This is a genomic window from Streptomyces sp. Ru62 (assembly GCF_002920615.1).
Lineage (GTDB): Bacteria > Actinomycetota > Actinomycetes > Streptomycetales > Streptomycetaceae > Streptomyces.
On sequence record NZ_PQSU01000038.1, the window covers coordinates 36,195 to 48,997 of the forward strand.

General features: G+C 69.0%; 18 protein-coding genes and 1 pseudogene. 10 read left to right on the forward strand and 9 right to left on the reverse strand.

The features are described 5' to 3' along the window. Positions 1–73 precede the first annotated feature (73 nt). Positions 74–748, forward strand: coding sequence for a helix-turn-helix domain-containing protein (locus C3492_RS36840; protein WP_103816975.1), 675 nt, complete (start codon positions 74–76; stop codon positions 746–748). A 22-nt stretch (positions 749–770) separates the two neighbouring features. Here C3492_RS36840 and C3492_RS36845 read toward each other — a convergent pair whose 3' ends face one another. The 7 genes from C3492_RS36845 to C3492_RS36880 form a co-directional block, all read right to left on the reverse strand. Continuing rightward, a complete protein-coding gene (locus C3492_RS36845; protein WP_258056117.1) occupies positions 771–2,108 on the reverse strand; it encodes an aspartate aminotransferase family protein in 1,338 nt (445 codons plus the stop codon). A gap of 742 nt (positions 2,109–2,850) precedes the next feature. Next, positions 2,851–3,225 carry a hypothetical protein gene (locus C3492_RS46330; RefSeq protein ID WP_258056118.1) on the reverse strand — a complete coding sequence of 125 codons (375 nt, stop codon included), beginning with the start codon at positions 3,223–3,225 and terminating at the stop codon, positions 2,851–2,853. A gap of 193 nt (positions 3,226–3,418) precedes the next feature. After that, positions 3,419–3,799 carry a GMC oxidoreductase gene (locus tag C3492_RS36860; protein ID WP_258056119.1) on the reverse strand — a complete coding sequence of 127 codons (381 nt, stop codon included), beginning with the start codon at positions 3,797–3,799 and terminating at the stop codon, positions 3,419–3,421. A 248-nt stretch (positions 3,800–4,047) separates the two neighbouring features. Continuing rightward, complete coding sequence (locus C3492_RS36865) at positions 4,048–4,476, reverse strand: hypothetical protein (RefSeq protein ID WP_181140737.1); 429 nt, start codon at positions 4,474–4,476, stop codon at positions 4,048–4,050. Next, entirely contained in the window at positions 4,473–4,715 is a 243-nt protein-coding gene (locus C3492_RS36870) for a hypothetical protein (protein ID WP_146075768.1), read from the reverse strand. The genes C3492_RS36865 and C3492_RS36870 overlap by 4 nt, the downstream gene beginning before the upstream one ends. A gap of 88 nt (positions 4,716–4,803) precedes the next feature. Further along, positions 4,804–5,388, reverse strand: a complete 585-nt coding sequence (locus C3492_RS36875) for a hypothetical protein (protein ID WP_103816977.1) — start codon at positions 5,386–5,388, stop codon at positions 4,804–4,806. Positions 5,389–5,640: 252 nt separating this feature from the next. Further along, a complete protein-coding gene (locus tag C3492_RS36880; protein WP_258056120.1) occupies positions 5,641–5,907 on the reverse strand; it encodes a hypothetical protein in 267 nt (88 codons plus the stop codon). Between the two features lie 171 nt (positions 5,908–6,078). On the opposite strand from C3492_RS36880, the gene C3492_RS36885 reads away from it, so the two are divergent. The 6 genes from C3492_RS36885 to C3492_RS36900 all read left to right on the forward strand — a co-directional run bounded on the left by C3492_RS36885 (position 6,079) and on the right by C3492_RS36900 (position 8,953). Continuing rightward, entirely contained in the window at positions 6,079–6,837 is a 759-nt protein-coding gene (locus tag C3492_RS36885; RefSeq protein ID WP_103816978.1) for an SDR family NAD(P)-dependent oxidoreductase, read from the forward strand. An 80-nt stretch (positions 6,838–6,917) separates the two neighbouring features. Continuing rightward, complete coding sequence (locus tag C3492_RS36890; RefSeq protein ID WP_103816979.1) at positions 6,918–7,817, forward strand: AraC family transcriptional regulator; 900 nt, start codon at positions 6,918–6,920, stop codon at positions 7,815–7,817. Positions 7,818–7,909: 92 nt separating this feature from the next. Then, the gene (locus C3492_RS46335) at positions 7,910–8,038 is read left to right on the forward strand and encodes a hypothetical protein (protein ID WP_258056121.1); all 129 of its coding nucleotides are present in this window, start codon (positions 7,910–7,912) and stop codon (positions 8,036–8,038) included. Continuing rightward, complete coding sequence (locus C3492_RS36895) at positions 8,035–8,292, forward strand: AAA family ATPase (protein WP_374938416.1); 258 nt, start codon at positions 8,035–8,037, stop codon at positions 8,290–8,292. Before C3492_RS46335 ends, C3492_RS36895 begins: the two co-directional genes overlap by 4 nt. Before the next feature lie 47 nt (positions 8,293–8,339). Next, positions 8,340–8,708 carry a hypothetical protein gene (locus tag C3492_RS44325; RefSeq protein WP_146075769.1) on the forward strand — a complete coding sequence of 123 codons (369 nt, stop codon included), beginning with the start codon at positions 8,340–8,342 and terminating at the stop codon, positions 8,706–8,708. Between the two features lie 2 nt (positions 8,709–8,710). After that, entirely contained in the window at positions 8,711–8,953 is a 243-nt protein-coding gene (locus C3492_RS36900) for a hypothetical protein (protein WP_146075770.1), read from the forward strand. A gap of 425 nt (positions 8,954–9,378) precedes the next feature. Here C3492_RS36900 and C3492_RS36905 read toward each other — a convergent pair whose 3' ends face one another. After that, positions 9,379–10,395, reverse strand: coding sequence for an aldo/keto reductase (locus C3492_RS36905; RefSeq protein ID WP_103816981.1), 1,017 nt, complete (start codon positions 10,393–10,395; stop codon positions 9,379–9,381). A gap of 145 nt (positions 10,396–10,540) precedes the next feature. Between C3492_RS36905 and C3492_RS36910 the strand changes: the two genes are divergently transcribed. The 3 genes from C3492_RS36910 (at position 10,541) to C3492_RS36915 (ending at position 12,098) form a co-directional block, all read left to right on the forward strand. Then, positions 10,541–11,509 (forward strand): helix-turn-helix transcriptional regulator, encoded by a 969-nt coding sequence (locus C3492_RS36910; protein WP_103816982.1) that lies wholly within the window; start codon positions 10,541–10,543, stop codon positions 11,507–11,509. Between the two features lie 33 nt (positions 11,510–11,542). Beyond that, positions 11,543–11,710 carry a hypothetical protein gene (locus C3492_RS44955; RefSeq protein ID WP_181140739.1) on the forward strand — a complete coding sequence of 56 codons (168 nt, stop codon included), beginning with the start codon at positions 11,543–11,545 and terminating at the stop codon, positions 11,708–11,710. Between the two features lie 91 nt (positions 11,711–11,801). Further along, positions 11,802–12,098, forward strand: coding sequence for a hypothetical protein (locus C3492_RS36915; protein ID WP_103816983.1), 297 nt, complete (start codon positions 11,802–11,804; stop codon positions 12,096–12,098). Between the two features lie 55 nt (positions 12,099–12,153). On the opposite strand, the pseudogene C3492_RS36920 reads toward C3492_RS36915, so the two are convergent. After that, positions 12,154–12,672, reverse strand: a pseudogene (locus C3492_RS36920) (DUF6233 domain-containing protein). Between the last annotated feature and the right edge of the window lie 131 nt (positions 12,673–12,803).

Sequence of the window (12,803 nt, forward strand, 5' to 3'; positions counted from 1 at the left end):
TGCTTTGGCCGCACCCGCCTCCTGCGAACAGGCCGACGTCGGAAGAGTCAGGAACCGTCGGAAGAGCGAAGAAATGACCGACGACCCCACCGCTGCTCCCGCGGTGACAAGCGAGGAAGCAACGCCCGCTGGAGTGGTGCACAACACGTTCGCGCTCGTACGTGTCCTGAGCCAGGCGCAGCGGCCGGTCGGCGTGACGGATCTGGCGTCAGTGGTGGGTATACCGAAGACCACCGCTCACAGGCTTCTGGAGCAGATGGCCCGGGAAGGTATCGTGACGCGTCGCGATCACAAGTGGGCACTCGCGCCGGGATTCGGCGATCTCGCACGGCCGGCGCACCAGCCCTCGCCTGAGGCGCTCGTTGCGCGTCCGCGACTGCAGGCCCTGTCACAGGCCACCGGCGCGACCCTGTTACTGCACCGGCAGTCCGGGGACACCTTGGAGACCCTGTGGTGCTGGTTCGGACCGCACTTCCGCCGCGTGATGCCCCCTGCAGAACAACGACTGGCCGCCGTCCACCCGGCCTCCGCGATCTGGCGCGCACTCCGCTTCGGACAGCTGGCCGCCGAATATCAGGAGGTGCACCCGGGGTGCAACTGCATCGCCGCGCCTGTCTCCCTCCCGTCCGGTGGCACCGGCGTCGTCACCCTGGTTCGGCCGGACAACCTGGAGGTCGAGTCCCTCAAGCGTCCTCTGGAGAGGGTCGCGTCCAGGATCCTCTCAGACATGCGTCGCCTCGGGGACTGACGGCAGACGTTCGCCGTCGGCGCTACCGGGACACGCCACGTGGCTCGGCCAGAACCGAGCGATAGGACTTCTCGAACAGGTCCGCCATCACCGTGATCTCCTCGGCGGTGGTGATCAGCGGCGGTGCGAAGGCGACGGTGTCGCCGATGGCCCGGAGAAGAAGACCGTTGTCGACGGCCTTGGCCATGACGGCCGCACCCATGTCGCCTTCCCTCCTGCCGTCGACGCCCGCAGTGAAAGTGACCGCAGCGAGGAAACCGTAGCCCCTGACGTCACGGACGGCCTCCGTACCGCGAAAGACGTCGAGACAATCCATGAGCCGGGGTGCCGTGTCCCGTACGTGACCGGGAATGTCCTCGTCGACGAGGACGGCGAGGGCCTCGCGCGCGACGGCCGCGGCCACCGGATGCCCGGAGTAGGTGAAGCCGTGACCGAAGGCGCCGATGCCCTTCGAGCCTTCGGCGATGGTGTCCATGACCCGCTGCCCCACCATGACCGCGGAGATCGGTGCATAAGCGGAAGAGAGCCCCTTCGCCAGAGTGACCAGGTCAGGCCTGAGCCCGAACTCGGCGGTGGCGAACATGGACCCTGTGCGGCCGAATGCGGTCACGACCTCGTCGGCGATGAAGAGAATGTCGTACCGGGCGAGAACCTCCTGTACACGGGCGTAGTAACCGGGCGGGGGGATGATGATTCCGCCCGCGCCGAGGATCGGTTCCGCGATGAACGCGGCGATCGTGTCGGCGCCCTCGGTTGCGACGAGCTGTTCCAGACGGGCGATGAGATGGTCCGCGTACTGCTCTTGTGTCGTCCCCTCCGCCTGAGGCGCGAGGGGATCCGGGCACGGGACCTTGACGAAGCAGGGCAGCGGGAGGCCGAAGCCGCTGTGGATGGACTCCAGTCCGGTCGCCGACCCGGCGGCCGTGGTGGTGCCGTGGTAGCCCCCTTCCTGAGAGATGATCTTGGTCTTCCCGGGGCGGCCGAGGCACCGGTGGTAGTACCACGCCAGCTTGAAGGCGCTGTCGTTCGCCTCGGAGCCGGAATTCGCGAAGAGCGTACGGCCCATAGGGATGGGCGACATCCGGGCGAGATCCTCGGCCAGGGCCAGCGTGACGTCGTTGGTGCGGTGAGCGAAGGTCGCGAAGAAGGGAAGCCGGGCCATCTGCCGCTCGGCGGCCTGCACCAGCCGGGGCCGGCTGTATCCGAGATTGGTGCACAGCATCCCGGATGTGCCGTCGAGGTAGGAGCGCCCGTCGCTGTCCCACACCGTTATCCCCTCACCTCGGACGATGACATGGGGTTGTGTGCGCAGGGAAGGGGACGTGTGGGGCTCCAGCAGGGTGGACGGATAAGAATGCATGACGTTGCTCCTGAGAGAAAGGTGAGGGTGGCTGACGCGCCCGCGGCAGGATCCGGCACTGCGAGAGGGGCCGGGCCGCCGCCAGCGATGACGACTTCAGCGGCCGGCCGAAGGGCGCCGGTACTGCTTGCCGGGATGCCCTGCAGCTACCGGCCGAAGAGCCGTCTTCTCTCAGGGAAGTCCGTTGACCCGGATGCTTCAAGGTCTGTCCCGGCCAGCAGAACAAGCCAGCGGGTGCTGCGTATGCGTCTTTTGATCGGCGCTCACGTTCGGCGGTGCCGGATGATGTCCCGGGCCGTGCGGGCCGCTTTTCCTCTGTGGCGACAAGGGCTCCACCGCACACTCCGGACAGCCCCTGGCGAAATGAACCCGCAAGGCCGTGCGCGGCGCCGACGATGCGCAGCAGTAGGTCGGAGCCGTCGTCAGGGGCCGGCGTCAGCCGACGGGCCACGGGCAGCAAGAGGGCCCACCACCTCGCCGCCGGTCGAGGCCACCTCGGAAAACCTGGACTTGTCGAGGCCCGCGGAGAAGGTGATGTACGAACAAGGCGAGCTCCTCGGCGGCGCGGAACGGACGTACGCGCCACAAAAGACCCAGTCGTTCGGCTGAGGCGTCGCTGTCGCCCCAGCGGCCGAGAAGCATTCCGTTGCTCGCGGTGGCCCCTGGCCGCAAGCTCGGCCAGCAGTGCCTCCAGGTCGGCGAAGTGCTTGTGCGGCGCAGCAGCCCTCACTGCCGCACAGGTTCACCCGCGCCGAAGGTTGAACCTGTGCGGGACCCGCTCGCCGACCAGCTTCGAAGCCGCGCGCAGCAACGCATTGCGCAGATCACCCATGATGACGGCCCGGTGGACGACGCTTGTGAGGACGCCGTGCTCACCGCACGTTCCCATCGCGTCAGCCTCTCCGCAGCCGACCTCTCTCCAAGAAATCCGGTGCGGCAGTGCTTTCGCACTCACCGAGGTGGAAGAGCGCCCGGAGATGCCCGAGGCGGGCGTCTGCACCGCTGTTCTGAGTGACGCGGCCGGCCTGCGTGCGGAGTTGGTCGAACGACCCGGTTCCAGCCGCGCCTCCAGCACGCGGATTCCTTCGCTGACACCGCCGTACAGACCTTCACCCACCTCGCTCTCCACATCCCGGACGCCGACGCCGTGTTCGCCGGCCTGACTGGTGAGTGCGCCGCTGCTCGCGTATCACCTCCTGCACCCGTCGTCACTGAGGCGTGCGTTACGCCTACGGCGGCCGATCCGGAGGGCAACGTGCCGGAGCCGATCGAAACGTCCCGGCACCGACCCGCTCTCCCGTCGCCGGTCACTACGCCAAGGCCGCGTTCTCCCGCCAGGTATTCCGGGCCAGGAGGCTCGCGGCGCGCTCGGCGATCGCGATGACGGTGGCGTTGGGGTTCATGGATGGGATGGCCGGGATCACGGATACGTCCGCGACGCGCAGGCCCCGTACTCCACGAACGCGGAGTTCCAGGTCGACGGCCGCTGTCTCGTCCGTGCCCAGGCGGCAGCTGCCGACGGGATGGGACTGGGTACTCGCGCTACGACGCACGTACGCACGCCAGCCGTCGGCGTCGTCCTCGGCGACACAGGGCGTCACTTCCGTGGCCCCCCAGCGGGCGAACGGCGCCGTCGTTCCGATCTGCCTGGCCATGTGGAGTCCGGCCACCAGCGTGCCGGGCGGGGACACGGCTCTCCTCCGGGCAGTGGGCGGTGCCCGCCTCGATCAGCAGCACACTGCGGTCCGGATCCTCCGACAGCCGCCCGGCCATCACACAGCCGGCGCTCCCGGCCCCCCACCACCACGTAGTCGTATCGCTTCGGCACTGCTATGCCTCTTCCCACATGATGGTTCGGCTCCTTGTGCGCTATCGAGCCCGTCGTCGTTTCGCCGCTGCATCGCCTGTGTCGCCCGGGCGGGCGTGCACGGGCGCACGCTCAGGGAGTGCCAGCGATCGCGCAGCCGCGGCACGGGGGACGGCCGCAGGTGCACTGCAGGATTCCGTCCAGCACCTCATGGTCGTGGTACAGGCACTTGTCGCGGCAGGTGTGGCGGGGGACGAAACCCGCCTGGAGCTCGTCCGGCCACGGCTCCTCGCCCTCCCGGCAGCGTGTGAAGCGCTCGGGGTCCATGGCGTGCAGTTGCTGCATGCGTGCCCGGGCCTCGCCCTCCAGGGTGCCCGCTTGGGCGAGCATGCCCTTGAGCTGCTCGGCGAAGCCGGAGAACCTGGCGTCGCCGGTTCTCACGTGCGCCGCCTTCAGCGCCATGATGGCATTGCCCAGGAATCGCCGGGCATCTTGAAGATTGGTGACGTGGTGCAGCTGGATGCCCGTCACGCCCCTTACCCACACGGCCTCGTTGCTCATTTGTCCACCTTCCGGTCTCGAATCGTCCTCTGGTGATCTGGCGAGCTGACGACCGTGTCCAGATAGGTGTGCCAGTACACGCCGGCGGTGATCAGGATCGTCGAGCGGCCAGGGCCCTGGGGCAGCACTCCGAAGTCGCTGTGGTACTTCTCGATCATTCCCTGGCCGCCGTAGACCAAGGCGAGGTCCCCGCGGCACAGGATTTCGTCGGCCGGTCGGCCGGTTTCGTGATCGACCACGAGGAATGAGGTGTCTGGGGGGGGCGGGTCGAAGACACACGGGGCGCCGGGGCCGTGCCGAGGATCAGGGTGCTGCCGCACATACCCATCAACGGGTCCCAGCGAGTATGTCGTTGCGCAACAGCTCCCGGCTGTCGGCGTCCAGGTGCGCACCGCCCCACACCACGCCTTTGACCTGGCGCTGGAGCAGTTCCAACAGAGCGTCGTCGCAGACCATCCGCTCCAGTAGTGGCGGGGTGGCCACCAGCACCTCGACCTGCTGTGTGCGCAGTATGCCGGCGGCCTGTTCCACCAGAACGCCCCCTCTCTCAAGGGCGCCGGCGATCCACGAGACGACATGCTCCAGCCATTCGCCGTAGGCGGGCAGCCGTTCGGGAGCGCCCGTGGTACCGCCGCTGTCGCAGCCCCCGGCGATGCGGTGGCCGCGAAGTCTCCGAGGCGCCAGGTCCCCCACCGGCACCTGCCGCAGCTCGTCGACGTGGTCCGGGACCAGCCTGAGATCCTCAACACCCTTCACGTCGGTCAGCGGGTCAAAGGGAAGGGCGGGGGCTCGCTTCAACCAGGACGCCGACCCGATGACCGAGCCGAAGTGCCAGCGCATGGCCGCGCGGATGAACCTCCCAGGGGCGCGGTGCACCGGCCGCCACAGGTCGAGCACGAAGAGGTCGGACATGGCGTGCCTCCAGTAACTGCAGTCGCCCTTTCGTCGGCACAGTTCGCAACCGTGCTGGTCGGAGTCCGCCTACGACGCCTGACGAGGGACAAGCCCGCCTAGGACGACCTCCTCAAGACAAGCCCGTACGGCCGAGCGGCTCAACGGGTGTTCCAGCCAATGGAACGCTCCTCGGATCGGGGAAGGATTGGCCCTGGGCTGGGCCGCGCGTCGCCGACACAGCCTTCTACAGCGGCATCGTCTTCGACGTGCTCACACCTCGCTGCGACGCAGCAGGCGAAGCTGCCAGACCAGTAGATGTGGCGCTTCAACCAAGGTGGCCGCCGGCAGCTTCCAGTCCTGGTTGCCCAGTTCGGGCAGCTTGGCCCGGGCCGGCGCGGCGAGCGCGGCCACGTTGTCGATGGCCGCTCTCTTGTACCGGGCGGCTACCTCCGGGGACACGTTGTGCTCCAGCACGCCGGCCTGGGCGCTGAGCAGGTCGCACAGCATTCGGCGGCCGGCAAGGGACTCGGCGAGCACGGCGGCGAACCGCTCGGCGCGCTCCCGTACCGGCGCTGCTCAGGAGGGCAGCAGGATTGGGCAAGAGGTCGGGAGGATCTTTCTGTTCGCCAGGACGGCGGCGCGGTTGGCTTGAGGTGTCACATTCCGTACGGAGCCTTCAGGGCTCCGGATGCCCAGGAGGCACACCAGATGAAGGTAGCCGTCGTCACCGGCGCCAGTTCCGGCATCGGCCAGAGCGCGGCCGTCCAGATCGCCAGGCGCGGGTCGGGCGTCATCCTGACCTACAACTCCAACGAGCGGGGCGTCCAGGACACCGTCCGCGAGATCGAGCAGTCGGGCGGCACCGCCGTGGCGCTGCGCCTGGACATCGGCGACACGGCCGGCTTTCCCGCCTTCCGTGAGGCGGTGGCCGGTGCCCTGCGTGAGACGTTCCAGCGGAACTCCTTCGACCACTTGGTCAACAACGCGGGTTTCGCCGGGAGGGCGATGATCGAGGAGGCCACTGAGCAGGAGTTCGTCAAGCTCACCGACGGCCTGTTCAAGGGGCCGTTCTTCCTCACCCAGACCCTGCTGCCGCTGCTGGCCGACGGCGGTGCCATCGTCAATCTGACCAGCAATTCGACTCTGCCCCAGGTGACCGTGCCCGGTTACTCCGTCTATGCGGCCCTCAAGGGCGCCATGGTGGTCCTCACCCGCTACATGGCCAAGGAGTTCAGCGCTCGCGGCATCCGCGTCAACTCCGTCGCCCCCGGCGCCACCCGCACCCGCTTCGCCGATGACGCTTTCGCAAGGAACCCCGAGATCATTCCGGACCTGGCGAAGACGTTCGCTCTCGGCCGGATCGGCGAACCCGACGACATCGGCATGGTCGTGGCCATGCTGGTCTCCGAGGAGGGGCGCTGGATCACCGGCCAGGACATCGAGGTCTCGGGCGGCCAGAACCTCTGACCAAGCGCCCGCGATGACATCCCTTTCCCGATCCTGCTGCGACACAGCAGGCTGAGACGGGTCCGTGCAAGGGTGAAGGCATGCTTCTGGACGAGATGCGCGAGCTGCTGAACCGGCATGCGCGCCCCGATTTCACGACAGCGATCGATGGTGTTCAGGCGTGCCGATTCGACCAGCGCAGCGCTCCTGCCGCGGGCATGTCCGGCACCGTGCTGGCGGTGATCGCCCAGGGCGGCAAGCGCCTCGCCCTGGGCGAGCGCCTGTACGAATACGGACCCGGTCAGTACCTCGTCAGCTCGGTCGATCTTCCCGTCACCGGCCACGTCATCGACACCGGGCAGCCCACCCTCGGCTTCGGTATGACCCTCGACCCCGCCGACATCGCTCAGCTGCTCCTGGACGCCGACCCCCGCGACCTGCCTGCCCCGGCACCCACCGCACCCGTCGGCATCGCGGTCAGCCAGGCCCCCTCGGAACTGCTGGATGCCATCGTCCGGCTGCTGCGGTTGTTGGACCGGCCCGCCGACCGCAAGATCCTCGCCCCGCTGGTCAAACGGGAGATCCTCTGGTATCTGCTGCGCGGCGAGCAAGGCCCCGCCATCCGGCAGCTCGGCCTGGCGGACAGCGGACTGGCCCACATCAGCCGGACGGTCCGGCAGATCCGAGAGCACTACGCGGAGACGTTCCGGGTCGAAGACCTCGCACAGACAGCGGGTATGAGCGTGTCCGCGTTCCACCGCAACTTCCACGCCGTGACGGGAATGAGCCCCATCCAGTTCCACAAGCGCATCCGCCTGCAGGAAGCCCGGTTGCTCCTGGCCAGCCGCCCCTCCGACGTCACCGGCGTCGGCCACACCGTCGGCTACGCGAGCTCCTCACAGTTCAGCCGCGAGTACCGCCGTATGTTCGGCGCGCCACCCAGCCAGGATGCGGTCCGTCTCCGGGCCAAGCCACCCGTACCCGCCGCAGCCCTGCCCTGAGAGTCGGCAGTCGAGCGGCTCGCCGCCGGGCGGCCCAGGCGCCGTGCCGACTTGACGCGATCGCCTAAAGGTCCAGACCGGAACGCGAGTGGGTGCATCTTCCGCAGAGGTACGGCAACTGGCGCGGTGCCTACAACCGGCTGCGGACGTGGGCCGTCGACGGCACCCGGGAGCGGGTGTTCACCGCGCTGGTGGCCCAGGGCGAGCGAAGGAGGACCTGAGCTGGGCCGTCTCGGTTGACTCCACGATCGTGCGGGCTCATCAGCACGCGGCTCCTGGCTGCGCCATTGCGGCCGCGCCACCGACGGAAAGACGGGGGACGAGGACTTCCGGCTACCGTCCCGGCCACGTCGTCCTCATCGACGAGGCGGGTATGGCCAACATCCTGCTGCTCGGCCGGGTCCTCGCCGACGCGTCCGCCGCCGGGGCGGTGGTGCGCCTGCTCGGCGACCCGCACCAGCTCGCCGCCATCTAGGCCGGGGCGGGGCAGCCTGCCGGCCCATCGCCCGGGTCGGCGACGCGATGGAACTCGACCAGCTGCACCGCTTCCGCGTACCCGGGGAAGCCGATGCCTCCCTGGTCCTGCGGGACGGCGCAGAGACTCGGGCGGTCTTCGACCGGTACCGGGGCAAGGGCCGGATCGTCGCCGGAACCTACGAAGCGATGTACGACGCGGTATTCAACGCCTGGGCCAAGGACCTGGGCAAGGGGATCACCTCGCCGATGACGGCCGCCGACACGACGACCGTGGACCGCCCTGAACCGGCTCGCCCAGGTCTGGCACACCGCGACCGGCACCGTCGACACCCGCCAGGCCGCACCCCGGCGCGCCGGGCAGCGCACCCATGTCGGCGACATCATCGTCACCCGTCTCAATCGGCGATGAAATGACCGTGAGCGGCGGACGCGACTTCATAAAGAGCGGTGACACCTGGACCGTCCAGCAGATCCTCCCGGACGGGGACGTGCTGGTCCGCCACACCCAGCACCGTGGCCGGATCCGCCTGCCCGCCGATTACCTGGCCGCACGGTGCGACCTCGGCTACGCCTCCACCGTCCGCCGCGCCGCCGCCACACCGGGGCAGTTGTCCGCCCAGTACGCAGATGTCACCGAGCGTGCCACCACCGCCGGCTGACCGGCCTGCTCGAGCGCACCTTCAGCGCCAGCCGGGCCGCGATGTTCATGGCCGCCGATGCCCACCCAGTCACCCGGGCACAGAGCGCGCTTAGCTGCGGCGTGCCGCGCGGTGGGCTCACACCAGACATCTACCGCAGGGGTCGTCCTGCGAGCAGCAGCAACGGATGATCAACCCATGCGAGGCAGCTTCCACGACGTCCCCTTGACCGTGCTCTTCCCGTCCCTGCCGCCACCTCTTACGCAAGACCGTCGAGCGGGCGACCGCCCGGTTCAAGCAGCACCGAGCGGTCACCAATCGCTACGACAAGCGCGGCTACGTCTTCCCGTCACCGAGATGGCGGCAGGCCTCGTCGTTACGGAACGTGATGACATGGACAGGTGCTAGCGGTCAGCCGTAACGCGGGCGGTATGGCCGGGGAGGCCTCAGCGGCGCCGCAGGCGTTTGTCGGTGATGGGCGGGGTGGGGCTGATGTAGAAGTCTCCGGAGTGGAGGTCGACGCCGGGCGGCACGATGTCGTCGATGCGGTCGAGGAGGTCGTCACCGAGTTCGACGTCGGCGCCGGCGAGAAGGTCGGCTAGGTGCTCAGGGCGGCGGGGTCCGATCAGCACGGCGGTGACGGCCGGGTGTGCGCGGACGAAGGCGATGGCCAGGTGGGGCAGGGGCAGGCCGGCCTCGGAGGCCAGTGCGGTGAGCTTCCGCACGGCCTCTGCCTTGGCACGTACACCGGACCGAGACATGTCGAACACCTGTGCACCGCGTCCGGCGTTGCGGTGGCCGGTGGTGGGGTCGGCGCGGCCGGAGAGCCACCCGGAGTTGAGCGGGCCGAAGGTGAGCACACCCATGCCGTAGCGCTGGGCGGTGGGCAGCACCCGGTTCTCGACGCCCCGGGTGAGGATCGAGTACGGCGGCTGCTCGGTGCGGAACCTGTGGTGTCCGCGTCGCTCGGCCACCCACTGTGCTTCCACGATTTCGTCGGGGGAGAAGAACGAGCCGCCGATGGCGCGGACCTTCCCCGCCCGAATCAGGTCGGAGAGGGCGGCGAGGGTCTCGTCGATGTCGGTGTCCGGGTCGGGCCGGTGCATCTGGTACAGATCGATGTAGTCGGTGTCCAGACGGCGGAGGCTGTCCTCCACGGCGCGATGGATCCAGCGTGACGAGCCGCCACGCCGGTTGGGATCGTCGCCCATCGGCAGTCCGAACTTGGTGGCCAGCACGACATCGTTCCGGCGGCCCTTGATCGCCTTTCCGACGATCACCTCCGATTCACCGCCGGAGTACACGTCAGCGGTGTCGATGAGGTTGATACCGGCGTCGAGCGCGGTGTGGATCATTCGGACCGACTCGTCGTGATCGGTGTTGCCCATGGCGCCGAACATCATCGCACCCAGTGCGTACTCGCTCACAGACAGCCCTGTGCCGCCGAGGATTCTCCGCTTCATGACAGATGTTGCCCCTCTTGTGCTGGACGATCGGCGATCAGCCAAACACCCACTGCATCGCTCTGCCAGGCCCGCCCGAACCGGGGGTCTGGCAGACCCCCTTTCGGGGCCCTGGCAACTGTGGGCGGCGGATTAGTGTGGAGACATGGTCGATGAGACGAACACGGAGCTGCGCGATTTCCTGCGGTCCCGCCGCGCCAAGATCACCCCAGACGCGGCCGGGGTCCTCCCGTCGTCCGGCCCACGCCGGGTACCGGGGCTGCGGCGCGAGGAGGTCGCCCAGCTCGCGGACGTCAGCGTCGACTACTACGTCCGCCTCGAACGAGGCCGGCACGTGAACGTCTCAGCCACAGTACTCGAGTCGATCGCACGAGCCCTGCGCCTGAACGACCTGGAGCGCGCCCACCTGTTCCGCATCGCCAAACCGGCCCGCAACCCAGCCCGCTCGCCGGAACCGCAGCGCGTCCGCCCGGGTCTGCGCCTGCTGCTCGACAGCATCACCGACGTACCTGCCCTGGTGCTGGGCCGCCGCATGGACATCCTCGCCGGCAATCACCTCGCCCGCGCGCTCTACTCGGACTTCGAGGCCCTGCCCGTCCGAAGCCGCAACATGGCACGCCTGACATTCCTCGACGACTACTTCCGCTCGCTCTACGTCGACTGGGAGAACGCTGCCCGCGGCATCGTCGCCTCCCTGCGCCTGTACGCCGGACGTCATCCGCGCGACCCCGTCCTGGCCGAGCTGGTCGAAGAGCTCTCGCTGCAGGACGAAGACTTCCGTCGCTGGTGGGCCGATCACGACGTTTTCCAGCGCACCCACGGAACCAAGCACCTGCGCCACCCCGTCGTCGGCGACCTGGTGCTGGGCTACGAGGCGTTCACCCCCGTCGACGATCCCGAACAGACCCTCGGAATGTCCACGGCCGAGCCAGGCTCGCCCACTGCCGAACGCCTTGCGCTGCTGGCCCGCTGGGCGCCGTCGGCACCCAACCGCGCTGCAGCCGCAGCGGCGTCCGGGGCCGCGTCCTGCCCCAGCGGGAGGGTCCCAACCGCCAGCCGACCCCCACTGCAGGCGGCACCTCCGGCACAAAGTGGGGGACCGGAGCGCCGGTGAACCCGGTCAGTCTGCCAGTGCAACGGGGAGCACTTGGCGGGTGCCAAGGCCGCCGTCGCCCCGGTGCAGGGCGCGAACTGCGGTCAGTCGGGCCGCTGGACGCGGCGCGAGCGCCAGGAGCAGGAGCGCCTGCGCCAGGAGGCAGAGGAACAGGCCGCCGCGCAGAAGGCCGGCGGCTGGCTCTCCCGCTTCCGTACCTGACCCGGGTAAGCGGCAGCGATCGACCACGCGGGCTTGCCCAGGCGGTGCTGGGCAAGCCCGCGTTGTCGGTGGCGGCTGCAAAGCTGATCAGATGAACGGCGATGAGCAGCTGCTGAACGGCCGGGTCTACGGCGCGGAACACGACGACCCCAACCCCGGCCCGCTCCCACACCGGACCTACGCCGAACTGGTCGGCGGGCCGTTGGACGGCCTGCTGCTGGACATCCACGGGTGGCGGACCGAGGAAGTCGACGACGGTGCCGCCCTGTCCACCGAACTCGGACGGTGGCCCGGCGGCCGCGCCTTGTACGACCCGCGCCTCGGCGAACCCCGCACGCCCGGCCCGGGTGTGAGCTGCCGCTTCTACTACTCCGGCGACACACCCTGACCACAGGCCCGACCATGGGCCCGACCACGGCACCGGCCGCCCCGACCACGGCAGGTCAGGAGTCGGTGATGTGGTCGAATCCGCTCAGCATCGGCGTCAGCTCCTGAGCGCACCCGCACGGCGTGCACAGCCGCGTCCCCGGGTTCTCCGCGACGTTCAACGCGTGCTCCACGTCGAGCGGCGGCGCGTCCTGCAAAGCCTCTTCGCATTCCGGCGCGTGCAGCACGCCCCGGGCCGGGCCCCGCCCCTCACGCACCTTCGCCAGCACCCACCCCGAAGGCCGGCGCTCCCCGAGCACCTCTCGGACCGCCGACTTTGGTGACGGCTCCAACCGCTCGGTGGCGACCTGGTCGTAGTCGATGCCGTCGACCGGCCGCACATGGTCGGGAGTCCGAACCCACACCCGGTACTCCGCCGCCTCCACCCCGGCGTCCTCAAGGTCCCGGTACGACGGCGGCCCCACCAGGTACAGTTAACCTGTCTCGGTCTGCTGCTGCCTCCACAGCCGCGCGACGACCTCTTGCTCCAGATGACCGAGCACCGGATCCGCGGGCAACACGACCCGCACCGGCACCGGCTGGGCCGCGTCGTCGGAAGGCTTGGTCACGGCCCCACGGTAGACAGCCCGACCCCCGAGGCCCCCACCGGAAGGGCGTTGTGACGACGCAGCACGGTTGGCGAATCAGCACGCTTGTTGGCAAACGT